At 69.9% G+C, this 22,519-nt stretch carries 14 protein-coding genes; 8 read left to right on the top strand and 6 right to left on the bottom strand.

The annotated features are described in order from the left end of the window. On the bottom strand, positions 1–651 hold a 651-nt coding region (locus ACQRUO_RS12415; RefSeq protein ID WP_428315887.1), incomplete at its 3' end, for an MFS transporter. A gap of 105 nt (positions 652–756) precedes the next feature. On the opposite strand from ACQRUO_RS12415, the gene ACQRUO_RS12410 reads away from it, so the two are divergent. The 4 genes from ACQRUO_RS12410 to lanL all read left to right on the top strand — a co-directional run bounded on the left by ACQRUO_RS12410 (position 757) and on the right by lanL (position 4,850). After that, the gene (locus ACQRUO_RS12410) at positions 757–1,395 is read left to right on the top strand and encodes a TetR/AcrR family transcriptional regulator (RefSeq protein ID WP_428315886.1); all 639 of its coding nucleotides are present in this window, start codon (positions 757–759) and stop codon (positions 1,393–1,395) included. Between the two features lie 123 nt (positions 1,396–1,518). Then, entirely contained in the window at positions 1,519–1,773 is a 255-nt protein-coding gene (locus tag ACQRUO_RS12405) for a hypothetical protein (RefSeq protein WP_428315885.1), read from the top strand. A gap of 141 nt (positions 1,774–1,914) precedes the next feature. Next, entirely contained in the window at positions 1,915–2,088 is a 174-nt protein-coding gene (locus ACQRUO_RS12400; protein ID WP_428315884.1) for an SflA family class IV lanthipeptide, read from the top strand. A gap of 83 nt (positions 2,089–2,171) precedes the next feature. Further along, positions 2,172–4,850 (top strand): class IV lanthionine synthetase LanL, encoded by a 2,679-nt coding sequence (gene lanL, locus ACQRUO_RS12395; protein ID WP_428315883.1) that lies wholly within the window; start codon positions 2,172–2,174, stop codon positions 4,848–4,850. A gap of 100 nt (positions 4,851–4,950) precedes the next feature. Here the strand turns inward: lanL and ACQRUO_RS12390 are convergent, their stop codons facing one another. Both ACQRUO_RS12390 and ACQRUO_RS12385 read right to left on the bottom strand, forming a co-directional pair. Then, on the bottom strand, positions 4,951–6,315 hold the full coding sequence (locus ACQRUO_RS12390; RefSeq protein WP_428315882.1) for an alkaline phosphatase family protein: 1,365 nt from the start codon (positions 6,313–6,315) through the stop codon (positions 4,951–4,953). After that, complete coding sequence (locus tag ACQRUO_RS12385; protein WP_428315881.1) at positions 6,288–7,010, bottom strand: hypothetical protein; 723 nt, start codon at positions 7,008–7,010, stop codon at positions 6,288–6,290. Before ACQRUO_RS12385 ends, ACQRUO_RS12390 begins: the two co-directional genes overlap by 28 nt. Before the next feature lie 126 nt (positions 7,011–7,136). Between ACQRUO_RS12385 and ACQRUO_RS12380 the strand changes: the two genes are divergently transcribed. Continuing rightward, positions 7,137–7,865 carry a TetR/AcrR family transcriptional regulator gene (locus tag ACQRUO_RS12380; protein ID WP_428315880.1) on the top strand — a complete coding sequence of 243 codons (729 nt, stop codon included), beginning with the start codon at positions 7,137–7,139 and terminating at the stop codon, positions 7,863–7,865. Between the two features lie 86 nt (positions 7,866–7,951). Continuing rightward, entirely contained in the window at positions 7,952–8,560 is a 609-nt protein-coding gene (locus tag ACQRUO_RS12375) for a hypothetical protein (protein WP_428315879.1), read from the top strand. A gap of 60 nt (positions 8,561–8,620) precedes the next feature. Here ACQRUO_RS12375 and ACQRUO_RS12370 read toward each other — a convergent pair whose 3' ends face one another. Continuing rightward, entirely contained in the window at positions 8,621–8,758 is a 138-nt protein-coding gene (locus ACQRUO_RS12370; RefSeq protein ID WP_428315878.1) for a hypothetical protein, read from the bottom strand. Positions 8,759–8,892: 134 nt separating this feature from the next. Between ACQRUO_RS12370 and ACQRUO_RS12365 the strand changes: the two genes are divergently transcribed. Then, positions 8,893–9,477 (top strand): acyl carrier protein, encoded by a 585-nt coding sequence (locus tag ACQRUO_RS12365; RefSeq protein WP_428315877.1) that lies wholly within the window; start codon positions 8,893–8,895, stop codon positions 9,475–9,477. A 93-nt stretch (positions 9,478–9,570) separates the two neighbouring features. On the opposite strand, the gene ACQRUO_RS12360 is transcribed toward ACQRUO_RS12365, so the two are convergent. Next, positions 9,571–9,996 carry a hypothetical protein gene (locus ACQRUO_RS12360; protein WP_428315876.1) on the bottom strand — a complete coding sequence of 142 codons (426 nt, stop codon included), beginning with the start codon at positions 9,994–9,996 and terminating at the stop codon, positions 9,571–9,573. Positions 9,997–10,138: 142 nt separating this feature from the next. Beyond that, complete coding sequence (locus ACQRUO_RS12355; protein WP_428315875.1) at positions 10,139–11,293, bottom strand: S8 family serine peptidase; 1,155 nt, start codon at positions 11,291–11,293, stop codon at positions 10,139–10,141. Here ACQRUO_RS12355 and ACQRUO_RS12350 point away from each other — a divergent pair. Next, the gene (locus ACQRUO_RS12350) at positions 11,267–22,378 is read left to right on the top strand and encodes a LamG-like jellyroll fold domain-containing protein (RefSeq protein WP_428315874.1); all 11,112 of its coding nucleotides are present in this window, start codon (positions 11,267–11,269) and stop codon (positions 22,376–22,378) included. The two genes, ACQRUO_RS12355 and ACQRUO_RS12350, sit on opposite strands and share 27 nt — an antisense overlap. The last annotated feature ends 141 nt before the right edge of the window (positions 22,379–22,519 follow it).

The raw sequence follows: 22,519 nt of genomic DNA, 5'->3' as shown, positions 1-22,519 counted from the left end.
GGCGGGGTCGGCGGCGCGGGCCGGGGCGGCGTCCGCGGCGCGGGCCGGGGCCGGGGCGGCGGCCGACCCTTCCTGGTCCGGCACCCGCAGGCCGCCCGGCAGCAGGAAGACCAGCAGCCCCGCCAGCGCGAAGGAGAGCGCGTCCACCGCGAACGGCGCGAGCGCGGCGAGGCCGAAGAGCACGGTGCCGAGCGGCGCGCCGCAGAGCGAGTCGGCGACCAGCGCACCGGCCTGCAGGCGGCCGTTGGCCCGCGGCCGCCCGGCGGGCTCGACCACGGCCGGGACGACCCCGGCCCAGCCCGCGTTGTAGAGGCTCTGGCCGCAGCCGAACAGGAAACCGACCAGCGCGATCAGTGGGATCGAGACCGCACCCAGCGCCACCGCGACCGCGAACGCGGTGGCCAGCACCGCCCGGCAGGCGTCCACCGTCCAGAGCAGGCGCCGGCGGTCGACCCGGTCGGCCAGCACGCCGGCCGGCAGGCTGAGCAGCAGCCACGGCAGCTGCTCGGCGGCGGCCACCAGGGCGAGGTCCCGGGGGTCGCCGGAGACCCGCACGGCCAGCAGCGGCAGCGCCACGAAGCGCGTGCCGTCGCCGAGCGCGGAGACCGTGACCGAGGTCCAGAGCAGCCGGAAACGGCGTGCCGGCGACATCGCGACCGCTCCCCCGATGGAAAACACGAACTAGACTCTGGTTCAGCTTTGACACCCTGTCAAGACTGCCGCCCCCGGCCGCCCGACCCCACCCGGAGGAGCCGCATGAGCGAGTCCGCACCACCCCTGCCCACCGGCGTGCTGCGCGAACCGCAGCAGGAGCGCAGCCGCGAGAAGGTCACCCGGATCCTGGCCGCCGCCACCCGCCTGCTGGCCGAGCGGCCCTACGAGGAGATCGGCACCAAGCTGATCGCCGCCGAGGCCGGGGTGTCGATCGGGGTGCTGTACCGCTTCTTCCCGGACAAGCTCGCCATCGCCACCACGCTGATGGCCCACTGGATCGACGACTTCACCGCCCTGACCACCACCGCGCTGGCCGGGCCGCTGCCCGCCGACGCGCGCGAGCTGACCGCCCGGGTGCTCGACGCCCACGTGCACTTCCGCCGCGAGCAGCCCGCCTACCGCAGCCTCAGCCACGACGGCCCGCCGCTGCCCGCGCTGCGCGGGTACGACGAGGCGGGCGAGCGCCGACTGGCCGGCGCGATCCGCACGGTGCTGGTGCGGCACTACGGCTACCCCGACACGCCCGCCTTCGCACTCCGCACCGAACTGGCCGTCTCCACCACCGGCCGGCTGCTCGGCACCGCCTTCCGCAGCGACCCGCAGGGCGACCCGGCGGTGCTCGCCGAGATCCGACGGATGCTGGACGGCTGGCTGCTCGCCGGGCCGCCGGCAGCCGACTGAGCGGCGGCCGGTTTCGGGTGCAGCCGACTGAGCGGCGACCGGTTTCGGGTGGATCCGAAGGACAACCTTCCGCTACCAGTGGCAGTCTCACCCCACGAGGTCCGCCGCCCGGGAGGAGCGCCGTTGTCACACCCCGCACCGATAGCCGATCTTGACGTCACGTCAGATCGGCTCGACGATCGCTCGGCCGGCTGCGACAGCTGCTGGCTGGTCGAACTCGCCGGGGTCGACGGCCGCCGGTACGCCTACCGGGTGTACGCCTCGCGGCAGGCCGTCCCGGGTGACCTGTTCTGGTCCGCACTGCACCACCACGACGCGGGCCCGCTGCCGCGCGCCCTCGACCTCTTCGACACCGCCGTGATCCGGCTGCTCGCCTGAACGCTGCGTCGACGAACCCCTGTTGCTAGCTGAGGTGGATAAGTACTCTCAATGGGACACACGCCAGCTGCCACCCGACGCAACTGGGCGCAGCGGCTCGTGCCGTCCGTCATCTCCACCCACCAGGCAGAAGGAGCACCCATGAGCACCAGCACCCTGGACATCCGCGACGCGGGCCCGCTCGACGTCGAGGACGACGCGCTCACCTTCGAGAACGAGATCGACGCCCTCCCCGACTCCGGGGACATGCTCTGCAGCAACGGCACGCACTTCACCTACAACTTCACGCACATCATGTGCACGCACAACTCCTGACGCAACGGCACCACCAGGCGTGCCCGGCCCTGACCGGCCGGGCACGCCCGCCCCGTCCGAGCCCGCCCCGCCGGAGGAGACCCGTGCCGTCGACCACCCAGCCAGGCCCCAACCCAGATCGGGCGGCCCTCGAACAGGCCACCCCGCCCGGCTCCGCCGCGGCCCTGGCCGCCCGGCTCGACGCGCTCACCGCGGGCCACCGCCACCGCCGGCGCACGCAGCACTGCTGGCTGGTCCTCGAACACCCGGAGATGCCCACCCTGCCGCACGGCTGGAAGCTGCACATCTCGACCCGCCCCGACCTGCTGGCCGAGGTCGTCGAGCTGGTGGTCCCGGTCCTGCTCCGCTACCGCTGCGAGGCCAAGTTCGCCGCCGGTGCCGCCGAGTTGCGCGACCTCAACCTCGGTCGCCGCAACCCCGCCGCGGTCGGCAAGGCGATCACCGTCTACCCGTGCCCGCCGGACGTGACCCGGCTGGGCACCGAGCTGGCCCGGGTCCTGGCCGGCCGGCCAGGACCGCGGGTGCCGAGCGACCGGCAGGTGCACCCGGACGCCCCGGTCTACTACCGCTACGGCCCGATCCACGTCGCCCAGCCCGCTCCCGGCACCCCCGCCGCCGACCTCACCCTGCTGGGCCCGGACGGTCGCCCCTTCCCCGGCGCCGCCACCACCCACTACCGCCAACCCCCGTGGGCCGTCGACCCGTTCCCCACCGCCGTCGCCGCCCCGCCGACCGGCCTGCGGCTCGGCGCCGGCCGCTACCGGGTCACCGCCGGCATCGTCCGGGCCCCGCACGGCAGCGTGTACCGGGCGGTCGACGCCACTGACGGCCGTGCGGTGGTGGTCAAGCAGGCCCGGGCCCACGTCGCCGAGGACGCCGCCGGGGTGGACGCGCGCGGCCGACTGCGCCACGAACACCGGGTGTTGCGCCTGCTGGCCGGCATCGACGGCGTGCCGCAGGCGCTCGACCACTTCCGCCACGGCACCGACGAGTACCTGGTGACCGACGACTGCGGCCCCCGGAACCTGCGCCAGGAGGTGCTCGCGCACGGCCCCTACCGAGTCCCGGCCACGGCCGGCACCCCGGCCGCCGAGCGCGACTGGCAACCGCTGGCCGCCCGGCTGCTGCGGATCGTGGACGCGGTCCATGCCCGCGGGGTGGTGCTCTGCGACGTCAAACCCGACAACGTGATCCTCGACCCGGCCGGCTCCTGTCACCTGGTCGACTTCGGGATCAGCAGCACCGCCGACCACCACCCGGGCGGCGGCACCCCGGGCTACTGCGCCCCGCCCGACCCCGCCGACACCGGTGCCGCCCCCGCGCGCCCCAGCGCCGCGGCCCGCCCCGCCGACGACCTCTACTCCCTGGGCGCCACCCTGCACTTCGCGCTCACCGGTCTCGACCCGGTGGTGCTCGACCCGGACCCCGCCGTCAACCGCGAGCGCACCCTGGCCGGTCTGGCCGGGCTGCTGACGGCACCCGGGCAGCGCCCGGTCCGTGCCCTGCTGGCCGGTCTGCTCAGCCTCGACCCAACCGAACGCACCGCCGCCGCCCAGCAGTTGCGTCACGGCGTCTGGGTGACCCCGCGGCGGCCGCTGCCCGCGCCGCCGCGGATCACGCCGGACCTGCTCGATGCGGTGATCGCCCACACCGTGGCGTTCTGCGTCGAGCAGGCCGAGCGAGCGGTCGCTGCCGACGGACCGGGCGACCAGCGGCCCGAGCAGTTGCTCTCGCTCTACCAGGGCAGTGCCGGCCTGGGCCGGGAGCTGCTCCGGCACCCCGAGCACACCGGCGCCCGCACGGCCGCCCGGGCGCTCGCCCGCTGGACCGCCACCCACCCGGCCCGCGCGTTGCTGCCGCCCGGCCTCTACGACGGGCGGCTCGGCGTCGAGCTGTTCCTCGCCGAGGCCGCGGCCTCGGCCGGCCCCGAGGCCGATCCCGCCGCCGACGCCGCCACCCACCCCCTGCGGCCGCGCACCGGGCGGGCCGGCGACCAGATCGCCGGCGCCGCGGGCATCGGTGCCGGCCACCTGCTGCTCGCCGAACTGGCCCGCGCCGCCCACCGCACCGCGGCCGCCGACCGGCACCTGGCCCTGGCCACCGCCTGCGGGCGGGGACTGCTGGACGGCGGCTACGGCCTCGAACCGCTCGCCGGCCCCGGCGGCCGTTCACGGCCCGACGCCGCCGCCTTCACCGACGGGTTCGCCCACGGCCGCGCCGGCGTGGTCGACTTCCTGCTCGCGCTGCACCGGGCCACCGGCGACCCGGCGGTCGGCGCCGCCGCCGAGCGCCTGCTGGCCGAACTCGCCGCCGCCACCCCGGAACTGGTCCGCGCGGCGGCCCACCCCGGCGCCACCCGGCGCTACGGATCCTGGTGCCGCGGGCTGGCCGGCATCGGCGGCGTGCTGCTGCGCGCCGCCCGCCGGCAGGAGGATGCCCGACTGCTCGACCTGGCCGTGACCACCGCCCGCAGCTGCCGGCTGCTGGCACCCCGGATGGGCCAGGTGGGCCGGTGCTGCGGCCTGGCCGGCCCGGGCGAGCTGCTGCTCGACCTCGCCGCGGCCACCGGCGACGGCGCGTTCACGACCGCCGCCGAGCAGGTCGCCGCGCTGATCCTCACCCGTTCCGCGGGCAGCCTGGACCGCCCGCTCTTCCCCGACGGCTCCCTCGCCGCCGCCTCCGCCTCCTGGTCCGGCGGCAGCACGGGCGTCCTCGCCTTCCTCCGCCGCCTGCGCACCGGCGCGCCGGCCGACCTGCACTGACCCGGCCGGCCGGCTCGAACTGACGCAGCCCACCTCGCCCCTGCTGCCGGCCTCACCCCGCTGCCGGCCTCACCCCTGCCGGCCTCACCCCCAGCCGCTCTCACCCCCTGCCCGCCGGGATGAACTGCCGGTCGACCAGGTCCGCGTAGACCTGCTGCAGGTGCGAGACCTCGCCGGCCGCCGGGTTGACCGCGGCCGCCGCCGGGGCGGCGACCCCCGCGAGGACGTCGTCGGTCCGCGGTGCGTCGAGGGTCAGCGCGGCCCCGACGTCACCGGCCGCGGCGTCGCGGGCCGTGAGCGCGGGCACCGCCCAGCGCCGTTCGACCGTGCGCAGGATGCTGGTGTGGTCCAGCGGCGCCGTCGCCACGGCGGACCGGTGGACGGTGCCGGCGGCGATCAGCGGGGAGACGAGCACGGTCGGCACCCGCACGCCGAAGCGCGCGAAGTCGAAGCCGAACTCGCCGACGGTGCCGTCCCCAGGCGGTGTGGCCGTGGTCGGGGGCGGCACGTGGTCGTAGCACCCGCCGTGCTCGTCGTAGGTGATCACCAGCAGCGTCTGGTCCCAGCCCGGGCCGTCGCGCAGGGCGCGGTACACCGCCTGGATGAGCTGCTCGCCCAGGGCGACGTCGTAGACCGGGTGTTCGCTGTTGCCGGTGGCTCCCCAACTGGGTTCCAGCAGGGTGAAGCCGGCCAGGGTCCCGCCCGCAGCCGCGGCCTGGAAGTCGGTGAAGACCCCGAAGTGGTCCGGGGACGCACCGTGGATGTCGGGGAAGTTGCCGCTGACCATCGGCAGCGCGTCGTAGCCGTACGCCCGCCAGGGCACGCCGGCCGTGCTGAGCCGGCCGAAGATGCTGGGGCAGGTGAACTGGTGGGTGCTGTCGTCCAGGTGCCCCTGGCTGGTCGCCGCGCAGGAGAACGCCCGGTTCGGCAGGGTCTCGGTGGGCACCGAGCTGAACCAGTGGTCGCAGACCGCGTAGCCGCGGGCCAGCGCGGACAGCACCGGCAGCGTCTGCGGGGTGTGGCAGGCCATGATGTCGCCCGCCACCGTGCCGGGCAGGACGGTCCGGTTCGGCTGGGCGCCCCGGTCCAGCACCGCGGCGAAGTCCGTCACGAACCCCTGCATGCCGGCCACCGGCGGCGAGGGCGGGTCGGGCGCGCCGAACAGCTGGGCGTTGGTCGGACGGTAGCCCTCGCCCGGGTTGGCGCCGGGCATGAAGTAGGGGTGCGGGTCGGTGGCCTCGATCCGGCGGACCGTGACCAGTTTGCCGTTCTGGTCCGGGTTGCTCTCCGCCCCGGTCAGCCCCTCGTAGGCCTGCCCGGTGGCCGAGACGTTGCCCTGGTCGGTGTAGAGGAACCCGAGCAGGTGGTCGAAGGACCGGTTCTCCAGCATCAGCACCACGAGGTGCCCGACGTCAGGGAGCCGGTCGACGCCGGCCATCAGCTGCGCCGCCTGCTCGGCACCCACTGGTCGCGCGGCGTGCGACGGCGCTCGCGGCGGCTGCCGACGTGCGGCCGGGTGGAGTAGTCACCGTTGAGGGCGGCGGTCTTCTGGGTCCACCCGGTGCCGGCCGACACGTCGAAGGCGCCGATGTAGCCGCCGGTGAGGAGCTCGAGCGGCTGCTTGATGACGCCGCCGTGGTCGAACTGGGTGCCCGCGGTGCGGCCCGACTGGAACCACGCCGGGTAGACGAAGTCGCTGACCATGGTGCCGGCGACGTCGTAGGCGAAGCTGTCGTCCTCGCAGGCGTCGCACACCTCCATGGCGTACAGGGTGCCGCTGTTGCCGGTCGGCTGGTCGAAGACCACCAGGTCGATGTCGGGGTCGCCCAGCATCTCCAAGAGCTCGTGGCTGGCCGTCACGGTCCAGTTCCCGCCGTTCTGCTTGGTGGTGCCGGCGAAGACCTTGCCGATCGGCAGGAAGTTCGGGGTGAGGTCGTGGTAGCCGAGCGCGCCGGCCTGGTCCGAGCTGTCCAGGACCACGAGCCACCACGCGTCGGCGGAGAGCGCCGCGGCGGCGACGGACGAGAGGTCCGCATCGACCCCCCACACCGGCGCGAAGTCCTGGTGGACCTGGGCCTGCAGGGCGGGCACCACGGCTGCCACCTCGGCGTCGGTGAGCACGGTGCTCTCGTTCGCCACTTCGATCTTGATGGTGGACATTGCTCCTCCTGTGTACTGAGGATATGCCATATGCGTAATGTCTACGCATATGGGGTAAATGTCGCTTGTATACTTACAGCCTCTCCGCCACACCGGCCGCCGTCAAGACCCGCTCGGGAGGCAGCAGTGGAATCCCCCAGCACCCGGGGCCGACTCAGCCGGCCGCTGGTCCTGCGCGCCGCGATCGCCCTCGCCGACCGCGACGGCCTGGGCGCGCTCACCATGCGCAGCCTGGCCGAGGACCTCGGGGTGGAACCGATGGCCCTCTACCGCTACGCCGACGGCAAGCAGGCCCTGCTCGACGGGATGATCGAGGCCTTCTACGCCGAGGTGAACGCCGAGGTGAACGAAGCCGCCGAGGTGAACGAAGCCGTCCACCCCGAACCGGCACCCGCGGGCGACACCGACCGGGCACCTGCGGGCGGCACCGACTGGCGCGCCGAACTGCACCGCATCGCGTACGCCTTCTACCAGGTCGCCGAAGCCCACCCCGCGGTCTTCCCGCTGGTCGCCACCCGCCCGCTCAGCCTCCCGCTGGCCCGCCGCCCGACCCCCATGCTCCGCCTCAACGAGCGCGTGCTGACCCTGCTCACCCAGGCCAGCCTCGACGACCCCGCCACCCTGCGCCTCTACCGCGCGGTCGTCGGCTGGGTGCTCGGCTACCTGCTGGTGGACAAACGCCAGGTGATCGACAACCCTGACGAGCCCGAGCCGCTGCTCCGCCTCGGCCTGCACCGCCTCCCCGCCGAGCAGTACCCCCGCCTGCGCGCCGTGGCCACCCTGCTCACCGACCACGACCCGAAGGCCGAACTCGCCGCCGGACTGGACCTCCTCCTGGACCACCTCACGCGGTGACCTGCCGGCCGGGTCGGGCTTGCACCGCCGAGCCCATCGGAGGAGCGTCGTAAACAGGTACCCCGAGAAAGGATGGGAGGCCGGCCATGTACGTACGCACCGCCTATGTGACGGGCGACCCGGCCAAGATCGACCAGGCCCTGGACGGGCTGCTGGTGGAAGCCGTCAAGCGGCTCTCCGACCAGCCCGGCTACCGCGGCTACGGGCTCTTCGCCGACCGTGAGCTCGGCAAGATCGCCATGGGCAGCTGGTGGGACACCCTCGAGCACGCCCAGTCCAGCAACGAGCACCTGCAGCAGCGTCGGACGGAACTCCTGGCGCCCTTCGCCGCGACCACCGCGGTGATGACCCTGGAGGCGCTGGCCTACACGCCGAGCCCGCGGGTCGAGCCGGGCGCGGGCTTCCGCCTCGGGCGCTTCCAGGTCCCGCCGGACACCATCGACCGGATGGCCGAGCTGTTCCGGGCCACCGGAATCCCCGGCCTGGAGGCCGCCCCGGGCTTCGTCGGCGCTGCACTGCTCGCCGACCGCCGCACCGGCATGGGCTCCCTCGGCACCCTGTGGGCCAACCGCGAGGCCCTGGTCGCCTCCCGCAGCGTGCAGGCCACCGCCAGGGCCAAGGCGGCTGAGCAGACGCCACTGAACGTCATCGCCCTGGAGGAGTTCGAGGTCCTGGTCGTCGACCGTCGGGACTGACCCCCGCACCACCCACCCAGGCCCGGACCAGGCCGTCCGGGCCTCTCGCGTGCCCTCCACTCACCGCTGGAGCCACACCACCAGCGCACTGACCGCCGCCCCGCCCGCCGCGACGGCCGCGCCGTACACCAGGCCGCGCAGGGCGATTCGAGCGAACGGCTTGACAGCCTTCTTCCAGGTCGAGTGACATGCGTGCACGAGGTCCCTCCACAGTGACGGGCAGTCCCCGGGCCGGTGGACTGCGGCAGGACCTCAGGTTGTGTCAGGAGCCAGGGGCGTCGGACGAATTCCCACGCCCGACCACAGATCCGGACGGGAGGAACCGTCAGACCATGGGAGAGCACGGACGGCTGCGCAAACCGGCGCTGCCCCCAGGGCGACTGCAGGACCTGAACGGGGCGTTGCACGCCCTCCACCTCCAGGCCGGCCAGCCGAGCCTGGGAACCATGAGCGAGTGGGTGGGACGGACCATCTCCCGCACCCGCCTGCACGACGCCTTCACCGAGCCGCGCCTGCCGGCCTGGGAGGTGGTGGACGCCTTGATCGAGATCCTCGCCTCACGCGCTCCCGGACTGACCGTACGGGAGGTCCAGGCCGAGATCCACGCGCTCTGGGTCCTGGCATCGATCGGCCGCTCGAAGCTCCGCCCGACCGAGGACGAGGTCTTCCGGGAGGTGGCCGAGATCATCGCCCACGTCATGTACCTGCGGGTCTCGGAGATCTCGCGTGACAGCAAGCTGTACGCAGACCTGCTCCTGGACTCCGCGACCGAGCTGGAGACGTTCGGGGAGATCGAGGAGGCCTTCGGGGTCGAGATCATCGACAAGCACATGCAGCTGTGGGAGACCGTCGGTGAGGTAGTGGACGGTGTGCGTGCACTGCTGGAGGCGCAGCCCGGCGACGTACGGAAAAGCTGACGGACCCCCACCAGCCCCGTACCGCCGCCGCGGGACGCCACCTTGATCAAGCTCACCCAGCCTCGACGGTGGGTCTGAAGTGAAGCACTGGTGTCACGAGTGGGTGCCCGTGTCGCGCTGCAGGGCTTCGATCTGTTGCGGGACCTGGTCGCTCGCCTGTGCGCCGGTCAGCAGAGTGACGCCGGGTGGGGTGCTGGTGAGCGTGGAGTCGACCGCGGTGAAGCGTGCGGTGGGGACGGCCTTGGCCGTGGTGGGAACGGCCTGCCCGAAGGCCGGTCCGATCGTGACGATCAGGTCGCAGTGCTGGCTGATCAGGGAGCCGAGGTAGGGCAGCGCCTGGTCGGCGTTCGACACGGGTTGGATGAGCTGCTGAACGTTCTTGCCCGCGGACGCGTGCTGCATCGCCGACCAGACCTGCTGGACCTCGTTGCTGGCGCCGGCGGTAGCAGTGTCGCTGGCAAGGCAGGCGGTTGCGCGTCCCGAGTAGTCCGCGGCAACGACCTTGGGAGGCGGTGACACGTGATGCCCCGTTCCGGACAGGAGCAGAACTGCTGTGAGCGCAGCCGCAACACTGACTCCTGCCAGGGCGACCAGAACGAGAACACGGCCGCGCGGTCGACGGAGAAGCATGGTGGGTCCTTGAGGTCGGGTTGGCCGTTGATCAGTGGGAGCGCCTGGTTGGCTTCCGCCGCTGAGCTTTGCCGGACTGGCCCTTCCGCTTGGTGTCTTGAGGCGCTCGTCCCGCCTTGACGGTTGATGACACCGGACGGGGGTCCTCAGCCCGGCGACGGCGAGTGAGGAGCACGGCGCCTGCCGCAAGAAGCGCACCAACAACGGTTACCGCTACCACAAGGGGGGTGACCCCGAACGAGTCGTTGGAGGCGTGAGCGGCAGGTGGGGCCGTCAGGAGCGGGTTGTCCGGGGCACCGGGATTGTTGGTCGCGCTCAGGGCTGCCAGCGGGTTGAGCTCGCCGTAGCCGAGCTTGGAGTCCGGGCTGTCATGGTGTCGGCTGGTGGTGGTGATGATGCGCCTGACGATCTGGCCTGCCGTCAGGTTCGGTTCATGGCTGCGCAGGAGAGCTGCGGCTGCGGAGACGTAGGCGGCAGCGTAGCTGGTCCCGTCGGCTCGGACGTACTGGTTCTGGTCGTTCGTCGAGTAGATGTCGGCGGCCGGGGCGGCGATGGAGATCCCGCGGCCCGACTCGCTCGGTGCCCAGAAGGCTCCGGCTTCGTCAATACCGGAGACGGAGAGCACGCCGGGGTAGGCGGCCGGATACATCGGCTGGTTCTCACCCTGGCCGTCGTTACCGGCGGAGGAGACGACCACGATGTTCTTGCCGAGGGCGTAGTTGACGGCTTTCTGGAGCAGGGCGTCGGGGCTCGGTGATCCCATGGAGACGTTGATGACCTGAGCACCGTGGTCGGTGGCCCAGACGATTCCCTGGGCGAGGGTTTCGGGTGTCACCTGGTTGGTGGTGGTGACCCGGACGGGCAGGATCTTCGCGGCCGGCGCGAGGCCGAGCATCCCCTGACCGTTGGTCGGCCCGCCCGTCCCGGCGATGATTCCGGCGATCGCCGTCCCGTGGGAGTCGCCGGAGGTGTCGGTGCGTCCGTCGCCGCCATCGCCGAGCAGGCGCAGCCGAAGACGGCCGCCCAGGCCACCGCGCCGAGCCCCAATGGAGACCCGAAGGCCTGGACGGAGGCTCCGCCGGAGAAGGGCTCGACGGAGGTGACCTCCCAGCGGAGCGCGACGACCTCGGTTTTCCAGAACCCGGACGGGACCAAGACCATGACGGTCTTCCCTCGGCCGGTGCACTACAAGAAGCCTGACGGCACCTGGGCGGACATCGACACCGGGCTCACCCTGGGGTCCGGTGGCCGCTGGACGGAGGCTGCGAACGATCAGAAGCTGAGCTTCGCGGCCGCTGCGAACGCCCCCGCACTGATCGACTGGACCTTCGACGCCGACCACGAGATCTCCTACAGCTTGCAGGGGGCCGGCAACGTGTCCGGGGTCGCCAAGGCGGACACCCTGACCTACCCGGGCGCCATGCCGAGCACGGACGTCGTCTACAACGCCCTGGCGCAGGGAATCAAGGAGTCACTCGTCCTCCACGACACCAACGCACCCACGGTCTGGACCTTCCCTCTGTCCCTCAAGGGCCTGACTCCCACTGTCAGCAGCGCGGGTGATGTCCAGTTCACGGATGCCGCAGGGCAGGTGCGGATGACGATCCCGCACGGCTTCATGGAAGACTCGGCGATCGACCCGAAGTCCGGTGACGGCGCACACTCGGACAACGTCAGCTACCAGATCGTCAACACTGTTGGTGGTCCCGCGCTGCAGATGATTCTCGATGCCTCCTGGCTCAAGGATCCCAAGCGCGTCTTCCCGGTCAAGGTCGACCCCTCATCGACGCAGGCCAACGCCACGCGCTCCACCTATGTTTCGACGGGCTACCCGTCGAACCACTCGGGTGAGCAGAACCTGAAGACCGGCAGCTACAACGGCGGCGCTGACACAAATGTCAGTTATGTCGTCTTCGACTCGGTCAGCTCCAGCCTCAAGGGTGAGTACATCCAGAAGGCCGAGCTCGACATGAACGCCATCTGGAGCGGCGGATGCCAGCCACGCGAGGTCGACGTTCATCCGATCACCTCATCCTGGGACCCGGCCTCTGTCACCAGCTCCTCGCAAGTGTCGTTCAGTTCGACAGTCATCGGCTCCGCCACATTCACCGCACCCAACAGCAACGTCAAAGGCTGCCCCGGCTCCCCGGTTGCCGTGCCGTTCGATCTGGGTGACGCCGCCTCGTCTCCCGGTTCGCAGGTGATCAATGGCTGGACGCACGATCCGTACCCGAACTTCGGTCTTGCCCTGACCTCCGACGCCAGCGACGTCCAGGCGTGGAAGCAGTTCGACAGTGTCAACACCAGCTACCCGCCGGTCCTGAAGCTCACCTATGCGGACTGGGCCGTCAGTTACTCGGTTCCGGCGAACTACACGCCGTCGACCGCTCTTGCCACGGGTTCTCAGCAGGTCACGTTGACCAACCTGTCGGCGAACTGGTGGAACTCCTCCACCATGCAGGTGGGCCCGCGCTTCTACGACGCCAACTGGCACGAGCAGTGGCCGGCGGGGAACGCGCCGAAGACCGGCGTTCCCGGATACGCCACGCCCGTCCAGACCGGTCAGTCGGTGACGTTCAACGCAACCATCCCCGCGTTCCGCCCCGGAACGTCGTACCAGATGTGCTGGGACGGCTATGTCAGCGGGACCGTCTCGCTCCTCGACAACTACAATATTCCTCTCGGCAATTGCACGTGGGTTGCCGCGGCCAACGTCGCACCGCAGGTCGACACGATGACGCCGCTGTCGAACTCTGTCCTTGGCACCCTGACGCCACAGCTCTCTGCGACAGGGCATGATCCGGACAACTACCCGGGCAACGGGTTGACTTATTACTTCACCGTGTCGAACTCTGCGGGCCAGCAGATCGCGTCGGCGAGTGCGATCGCCAGCCAGACGTGGCAGGTACCAGCGGGGATCCTGTCCTGGAACAGCACCTACACGTGGACGGCGGGAGTGAATGACGGCCAGGCGGGGGCCTGGGCAGGGGTCAGCTACAGCTTCAGTACGGCGGTGCAGCAGCCTCCGATCACTTCGCACCTCGGCTCGTCTGCGAACGACGGGCAGGGCCACACCTTCGATCCGCAGGTCGGCAACTACACGACCAGCGACACCGACGCGACGGTGAAGGCGGTCGGCCCCACGCTGGCCGTCACCCGGTCCTACAACTCCCTGGATCCGCGGACGAACCTGCTGTTCGGCGCGGGCTGGAGCTCGGCGTTCGACATGCGGGTGCAGCCGGACAACGACGGCTCGAACTCGGTGGTCCTTACCGACGCTGCGGGGCGTGCCGAGCGGCTGGGGCAGAGTCAGCCCGGCAGCATCACCTACACCCCCGCGCCTGGTGAGTACGAGACGCTCACCGCACCGTCCAGCGGCGGATTCGTACTGATGGCCAAGGACGGCACCCAGTACACCTTCACCACCCTGATCAACGGCACCTGGTACGCGCTGAACCAGGTGAAGGACGCCTCCGGGCACGCACAGAACCTCACCTACAACAGCTCCGGCCAGCTCACGACGGTCACAGACGCCGTCTCCGGGCGCGCCCTGCACTTCACCTGGAACACCACCGCCGGCCACCTGCACGTGGCGTCGGTGGCCACGGACCCGGTCTCGGGCACCGATCCGACCACGGCGCTGACCTGGACCTACACCTACAACTCGACGAACCCCGACGAGCTGGACCAGGTGTGCGCACCGCCCACCGGCGGCAACTCGACTCCCTCGTGCACCACGTACTCCTACACGGCCGGCTTGCACCTGCGCACGGCGACGCTGGATGCCGGCCCGACCTCCTACTGGCGCCTCGGCGAGTCCTCCGGGACGACCGCGGCCAGCCAGGTGATCGCGCACGAGGGTAACGACAACGCGCAGTACCAGGGTGGCGTGACGCTGGGTGCACCCGGTGTGACGCTGGGATCGGCTGGTGCGGCCCCGGGGTCCTCCGCGACGGCGGCCACGTTCGACGGCTCCACGTCCGCGGTGCAGCTGCCCAGCGGACAGCTGCGCAACAGCTACGCGGCGATCGGGTTGTGGTTCAAGACCACGACCCAGGGCGTGCTGGCGGAGTACCAGAACAGCACGCTGTCGCAGGCACCCTCGCACGCGAGTCCGATCCTGTACGTGGGTACGGACGGGCTCCTGCGTGGTGAGCTGTACGGTCCGGGTGTCGGCTTCGCGCCGATCACCTATACGAAGAGTGCGGTGACCGATGGTGGCTGGCACTACGCGCTGCTGTCGGCGTCGGGTGCGGGCCAGACGCTGTACCTGGACGGGACCGCGGTCGGGTCGGTTCCGGGTGCGGTCGACTCGCTCGACCAGACGATGACGTACATCGGTGCCGGGTACACGCAGGGGATTCCGTGGCCTGCCGCGCCGGCGGCGGGTGCAGGCGGGAACTCGTACTTCAAGGGCCAGATCGCCGAGGTCGCGGTCTACGACCACGCCCTGGGTGCACCTGCCGCGGCCGCGATCTACCAGGCAGGCAACCCCTCCACCGAGCTCACCGCCGTGAAGTCGCCGAAGCTGGCGAGCACGCAGTCCTCGGTGACGGTCTCCTACGACACGGTCAACGACCGGGTCCAGAACGTGACCGACGCCAACGGCGGCAAGGGGTGGACGCTCAACGCGCCGTCGGTGTCCGGTTCGGCGCAGGAGTACCGCGGTCAGGTGATGGGATCGACCCCCTCGGGTTATTGGCGCCTGTCCGACAGTGCCGGGACGCAGGCCGCCAACGAGATCTACACCCCGCGTCCGGCCCCGGACAACGGTACCTACGCGAACGTGACGCTCAGCGCGGCCGGGCCGATGACGGGCTCGGGCGGGTCGGCGACGTTCGACGGCGCCACCTCCTCGGTGCAACTGCCGTCATCGATGATCCCCACCCAGGGCCCGGCCGCCATCGCGGTCTGGTTCAAGACCACGACCGCCGGAACGATCCTGGGCTACCAGGACGCGCCGATCGGCAGCACCGCGCAGATGTGGAACCCGGCCCTGTATGTCGGCACGGATGGCCAGCTCTACGGCAAGTTCTGGGCCGGCTCGGGCAACCCCATGTCCTCGGGGAAGGCGGTGAACGACGGCAAGTGGCACTTCGCGGTGCTCTCGGGTGACACCGCCACCAGCCAAACTCTCTACCTGGACGGCCAGGCCGTGGCCGGGCCGCTGACCGGCACGATCAGCCCCAACGGCAACCACTACCTGTACCTGGGTGCGGGCACCTCCACCGGCTGGCTCAACGCAGGCAGCACGCCGTCGGGGCACTTCAGCGGACAGATCGCCGACACCGCGCTCTTCCCGCACGGTCTGACCGCGGCTACGGTCTCGGCCCTGTTCACCCAGGCCAGCACCCAGACCGCGGCCCAGGGCGTCACTGCCAACACGCCCTCGGCCTACGACGCCGCGATCATCTCCAACCACCCCTCCGGGTACTGGCGCCTGGATGATGCCAGCGGCAACCAGGCCACCGAACTGCTCTCCTCCGCCGCCCTCGCGCAAAACCGCGGCACCGACAACAACACCACCTGCTGCGCTCCGGGACCGTGGGCCTCCGGAACCTCGACCGGAACCACGTTCAACGGCACCACCTCCTACATCCAGCTCCCGCCCAAGGCCCAACCCCCAGCCGGCAGCGATGCCACCATCTCGCTGTGGTTCAAGACCACCGCCCCCGGCGTCCTCTACGCATTCCAGGACTACCCGCTGGGCAACACCGGCGGCGGCCAGAGCGGTATGACCAACGCCTGGAACCCGGCCCTGTACGTCGGCACCGACCACATGCTCCACGGCGAGTTGTGGACCGGCAACCCGAACAACGCCGTCTCAGGCACCAAGGTTGACGACGGCAACTGGCACTACGCCGTCCTGACCGCCGCCGGCACCACCCAACAGCTCTACCTCGACGGCCAGGCCACCGGCAGCCCCATCACCGGCACCATCTCCTACAACGGCAACGGCTACGCCTACCTGGGCGCCGGCAACGTGCAGGGCGGCTGGCCCAGCGCACCCACCGACACCAGCGGCCACTTCAACGGCTCCATCGCCGACTTCGCCCTCTACCGCTACGCCCTGGCGCCCTCCGCGATCAGCAACCTCAACCAGTTGGCCACCACCGCCAACGGCGGCACCGGCCTGGACGCCGCCAGTGCCTTCCGCACCCTGCTGATCCAGGACAGCCCGATCGGCTACTGGCGCCTGAACGACCCCACAGGCTCGGCATACGCGCAGGACGAACTCGGCACCGCCCTGCCCGACCCCAGCTCCGGCAACTACACCAGCACCACCCTGGGCGCCGGCGGGCCCGCCGGCGACCCGGCGCAGACCTCGGCCACCTTCAACGGCACCAACTCCGCACTGCAACTGCCCTCCAACGCGGCCCCCACTCAGGGCCCGGCATCGATCGAGCTGTGGTTCAAGACCACCACCTCGGGCGTCCTCTACAGCTACCAGGACACCCCGATCGGCAGCAGCGGACAGTCCTGGAACCCGGCCCTGTACGTGGGCAGTGACGGCAAGGTCTACGGCAAGTTCTGGGCCGGAGTGGGTAACGTCATGTCCACCAGCCAGAGCCCGAGCGTGACCGACGGCCGCTGGCACCAGGTCATGCTGACCGCCGACAGTTCCGGCCAGGCCCTCTACCTCGACGGCAACCAGGCCGCCTCCGTCTCGGGCACCGGCCAGCTGTCCTACAACGGCACCCCGTACGTGTACGTCGGCGGCGGAAACAACCAGGGCTGGCCACAGGCCGGCAACAGCTACTTCACCGGGCAGATCGCCGAGGTCTCCTACTACCCCTCCCGCCTGAGCGCCGCCCAGGCATCCGGTCACTACCACGCCATGAGCATCGCCGGTGGCCCCGTCCCGGTGACCACCACCACCGTCACCGACCCCACCGGCAACACCCTCACCTACACGTACGACACCAACACCGCCAAGCTCACCGCCTACGCGGACGCCTCCGGCAACACCACCCGCTACACCTACGACACCAACGGATTCCTCTACACCGTCGCCGACGCCGACGGACACGCCGTCACCACCGGCCACGACGCGCGCGGCAACGTAGTCTCCCGAACCACCTGCCAGAGTCCGTCCAGCTGCCAGACCAGCTACGCGACGTACTACCTGGACACCAGCAACCCGCTCAACCCGCTCAACGACAAGCCGCTGACCTCCAGTGACGCGCGCTCCTCGGGCCCCAGCGACACCACTTACCGCACCACCTACACCTACAACCCGGCCGGCCAGCTGACCTCCACCACCACCCCGGCAACGCCCGACTTCCCCAAGGGCCGCACCACGTACACCAGCTACACGGCCGGCACCGAGGCAGCAACCACCAGCGGCACCGAGCCGTCCGGCCTGACCGCAGCCGTCACCAACACCGTCGACACCTCGGCTTACGGGCAAGCGAGCGGCGTGCCGGCGAGCCAGGAGAGCCAGGACTCCTATGATGCGCTCGGTAATCTCACCAAGGACGTCAGCCCGCTGGGCCTGACCACCACCTTCACGTACGACAACCTCGGTCGCGAACTGAGCAAGACGGAGACCTGCAACAACTGCGGCCAGGGCCAGACCGCCACCACCACGACGACCAGCTACACGTGGGACGGCCAGGGCAACCCGCTCACCGAGACCGACCCGGCCACCACGGATGCGGTCACCGGCACCATCCACACCCCGCAGACCGCCTACACCTACGACGTGGACGGCGAGAAGACCAGCCAGACCGTCTCCGACACCACCGGCGGTGACAAGCCCCGCAGCACTACGTGGGCCTACTACAGCAGCATGGACCGCCTCTGGCAGGTCACCGACCCCGCGGGCAGCAAGACCACCTACACCTACGACGTCTACGGCCACACCGCCACCAAGACCGACCCCGCGGGCACCAACTACCAGTACACCTACAGCCCGCAGGGCTGGCTCCAGCAGACCGCCATCGCCAACTACACCGGCAACCCCAACAACCCGGTCGCCTCCCACTGGCAGGTGCTGGACTCCCGCGCCTACGACCCGGCCGGCCGCCTGGCCACCGACACCGACGCGATGGGCCGCACCACCCACACCTACTACAACGACGACAACACCGTCGCCGAGATCGACCTCGACGCCTTCCACAACTTCAACCCCACCACCGGCCAGTACGACGGCACCACCCGCAACATCGTCCTCCAGCAGAACACCTACGACGCCGCAGGCGAGCTCACCCAGCGGATCACCGGCGGCGGCAAGACCACCGTCGTCAACACCTACGACGCCGCCAGCCGCGCCGCCAGCACCACCGTCGACCCGGGCGGCCTGAACCGCACCACCACCCAGACCTACGACGCCGCCGACGACGTCCTCACCAGCAAGCTCACCGACGGCACCACCACCCGCGAAACCGACGACACCTACGACACCGCCGGCGACCTCCTCACCGCCACCGTCGTCAACACCCCCGCCAACTCGGTCACCACCCACACCTACGACCAACGCGGCCTACCGCTGACCACCATCAGCCCGGACGGCAACGCCACCGGCGCCACCCCGGCCAACTACACCACCAGCTACTTCCACGACCCGGCCGGCCAACTCGCCATCACCGACGCCCCGCCGGTGGCCACCACCACCTTCAACACCACCACCGGCCAGCCTGTCACCCTGCCCGCCTCCACCCCCGAAACCCGCACCGGCTACAACACCTTCGGCGAGCCGACCGAGTCCAAGGACCCCGACGGCAACATCACCACCACCACCCACACCTTCGACACCGCTGGCGAACACCTATCCATCGCCGACAACAGCTACACCACCCCCGACGGAACCAGCACCTTCACCGCGGTCACCCAGACCGACTACGACCCGATGGGCCGCCCGGCCAAGGTCACCGACCCCAAGGGCAACGTCACCACCAGCAAGTACGACCAACTCGGCAACCCCGTCGAGACCGACCTGCCCGCCGTCAATGGCACCACATCAAGCCTCCTGTCCACATACGACCTCGACGGCGAGCCGCTGTCCATCACCGACCCCACTGGCGCCGTCACATACTCCACCTTCGACGACCTCGGCCGCGCCATCACCCTCAGTCGGCAGGTCCGCATCCCCAACCAGGCCGCTGCGCTCTACACCAGCACCTTCAGCTACGACGACGCTAGCAACCGCACCCAGACGCTGACGGCTGGTGGGGAGAAGGCCACTGCCACCTACGACGCCGCAGGCGAGCGCACCGCGATCACCGACGGCCTTCAGCGGACCACCGCGACGAGCTACAACCTGGCTGGCCAGCCCACCCAGGTCACACTCCCGGGCGCCAGCGGATCCTCCGGCCCCTCTACCAAGACCACCTACGACCAGGCTGGCCGACCCATCGGCTTCACCCAGCTCTCGGCAGCCGGCGCAGTACTGGCCAGCGGAGCCACCACGTTCGACGCCGACGGGAACGCGCTGTCCAATACCGACCCGGACGGCAACACCGACACCGCCACTTTCGACCCCCTGGACCGGCCCATCGGCCAGGTTCAACCGGCTGGAAACGGCAAGAACATCCCCACCAGCTTCGGCTACGACGCCGCTGGCAACCGCACGGCCTACACCGACGGCAACAACAACACCACCTACTACACCTTCAACAGCCTCGGCCTGCCCGAGTCCACCATCGAACCGGCCACCTCCGCCTACCCCAACCTCGCCGACCGCACCTACACCACCACTTACGACGCACTCGGCGAAGACGTCACCCTCGCCGAACCCGGCGGCATCAAGATCACCAACAGCTACGACCCGCTGCACCGGCTCACCAACCAGGCAGGCACCGGAGCTGAAGCACCGACGACGACGAGGAACCTCACCTACGACGCCGACGGCCGCATCGCCACTCTCTCCACCCCTCAAGGCACCCAGAGCTACACCTACGAGGACCGCGGCTACATCACCAGCGCCTCCGGCCCGCTCGGCACCGCCACCTACGCCTACAACCCTGACGGCCTGCTGACCAACCGTACCGACGCGGCGGGCACCACCGGCTTCACCTACGACGGCGCCGGCGAACTGAAGACCCTCAGCGACCCGCAAACCGGCACCGCAGCCACCTACACCTACACACCCGCCGGCCAGGTCAACACCATCCAGTACGGCACCGGCGGCGACACCCGCAGCTACACCTACGACGACCAGGGCCACATCACCAGCGATACCGTCAGCGGCACCACAGGCTCCACCGTCGCGGCAATCAATTACACGTACTACCCATCAGGCCGTCTCAAGACCGAAACCACCAACGGACTCTCAGGCGCCACCAACGACACCTACACCTACGACGGCGCCGGCCGCCTCAACAGCTGGAACAACGGCACCGCAACCACCAGCTACGCCTACGACGGCAACGGCAACCTCACCAACAACGGCCAGACCGCGGCCACGTACAACCAGCGCAACCAACTCACCACAGCCGGCAACACCACCTACACCTACACGGCCCGCGGGACCAGGTCCTCCGCCATCACCGGCATGAGCACCACCGCAGCCACCTACGACGCCTTCGACGACCAAGCCACCGAAGGCACCCAGAGCTACACCTACGACGCCCTCGGCCGCCTCACAGGCAGTAACGGCCACAACTTCAGCTACGACGCCACGAGCAGCACCCTCACCTCCGACGGCACCGAGAAGTACACCCGTACTCCCTCCGGCGGCCTCATGGCCATCGGTAACGGAACCACCGCAACCATCGCCTTCAGCGACCTTCACAACAACCTCGTGGGCACCTTCACCCCAACCGCCACCAGCGTCACCGGCTCCAACGCCTTCGACCCCTGGGGCAAGCCCACCGCCACCATCGGCACCACCAACCACCTCGGATACCAAGGCGGCTGGACCGACCCCACCACCGGCCAGGTCAACACCGCCAGCCGCTGGTACGACCCCACCACCGCCGACTTCACCAGCCGCGACACCGCCAACCAGCCGGCAACCAGCACCGTCAACGCCAACCGCTACGCCTACGCCAACGACAACCCTCTGACCTACATCGACCCCAGCGGCCACGGCGCGATCTGCGGAGGCGGCGGTGGGGGCGGTGGAGGCGGTGGAGGCGGTGGAGGCGGCGGCGGGGGCTCCGCGGGTGCTGCGGCGGCTGATCCGGGTGACAACGGCCAGAGTGACGACACCGTTCTCGAATCGGACTGGCACCACACCCACGGCGGGGTCGTGTACAACCCCGAGCTCTACAACCAGTGGGCCGACTACATGAGCCACATGGAGTCCGAAGGAACCAATTACCAGTCCATGGTGGACAACGAAAGGCACCAGGAACAAGTGGTCGCGGATGTGCTCAATCAAGCATTTGCCGCCCGCTACCAAATGCAAAACGATTTCCTGAATCTGAGCCTCAGCGGCGCAGAAATGGAATCAGACGACACCGATCTCGCCAACCCTGACGACGAAATGGCCCCAGCGGTCATTTACCAGTCGCTATTCGCCAGGGCCGCCGGCTACAGCAGCTGCAAGACCACCCACCCCGCCTCCCCGCCTCCGCCGCGGAACCGCCAGACCCCACCGTCTCCGCCGCGAATCGACCCCCACAAGCTGCAGCCGGTCCCTTGCGGCGCTCACTGCACGACCCCTGCCCAGCCAGGCACCCCGCTCAACGGGCCCCAGATGGGTGCCACCCAGCAGGGGATAGCCGGAAACCCCGCCACGACTGGCTCCAACCAACCAGCGACTATCGCTTCAGTGCCAAACCCGCCAGTCACCATCCCATCAGGCCAGAACCAGCCTCAGTCAGATCCATGCAAGAGCAATGAATTCGGCTCAACAAATGACATGAAATATGTCTACAAGCCCCTCGAAGAGGCCCCGGGGATGCCAGGCCAGTGCAGGGCCACGGGTGCGTACGCACATTTGACAAATTCTGACATTCGCTACGGCAGAATTGACCCGTCCGTAGACCCTGATGGCTTCAGGGCACTAGGGAGCGCCCGGATCCGCGCCCGCGGACACCTCATTGCCTCGGTCTACGGGGGCTCTGGAAATGATGTGCGGAATTTCGTACCTATGTACCAGAAGGCAAATCAGCTCATGTTCGACACCATTGAGAAACGAGTATGGGGCGAGCTAGAGCGGGGGGGAGCCGTCACTATCGAGGTTGTTCCCATTTATGATGGAAGTGATCCCAGGATACCCAGTGCGATTGACTTTGAGGCCAGCGGAGACCTGGTCGACACTTGTGAAATAAAAAACATTCCTGACGCAGATGAAAGTGCGGCACATTGCAGCAATTCCTAGCAGGGCACCCCAGACCGCGGCATCTGGGTGTATGATCCGGCCGACGGTCGAAGCTTGCACCCGTTGCCAGTGAGGCTATCCCGTGCGAAAGAGCCACCGTACGCGCACATGACGCCTTCAGAGAGCGACCGCATAGCGTAA

The sequence above is a fragment of the Kitasatospora sp. LaBMicrA B282 genome, assembly GCF_050325825.1.
Taxonomy (GTDB): domain Bacteria; phylum Actinomycetota; class Actinomycetes; order Streptomycetales; family Streptomycetaceae; genus Kitasatospora.
Note: the sequence above shows the minus strand (reverse complement) of the source record. Positions and strands in the feature narration are given on the sequence as shown.

Bases quoted from the DNA above. Each gene is read 5' to 3' on its own strand.
- ACQRUO_RS12410 (WP_428315886.1), top strand. From the start codon at position 757: ATGAGCGAGTCCGCACCACCCCTGCCCACCGGCGTGCTGCGCGAACCG.
- ACQRUO_RS12350 (WP_428315874.1), top strand. From the start codon at position 11,267: ATGACGGTCTTCCCTCGGCCGGTGCACTACAAGAAGCCTGACGGCACC.
- ACQRUO_RS12375 (WP_428315879.1), top strand. From the start codon at position 7,952: ATGTACGTACGCACCGCCTATGTGACGGGCGACCCGGCCAAGATCGAC.
- ACQRUO_RS12385 (WP_428315881.1), bottom strand. From the start codon at position 7,010: ATGTCCACCATCAAGATCGAAGTGGCGAACGAGAGCACCGTGCTCACC.
- ACQRUO_RS12400 (WP_428315884.1), top strand. From the start codon at position 1,915: ATGAGCACCAGCACCCTGGACATCCGCGACGCGGGCCCGCTCGACGTC.
- ACQRUO_RS12365 (WP_428315877.1), top strand. From the start codon at position 8,893: ATGGGAGAGCACGGACGGCTGCGCAAACCGGCGCTGCCCCCAGGGCGA.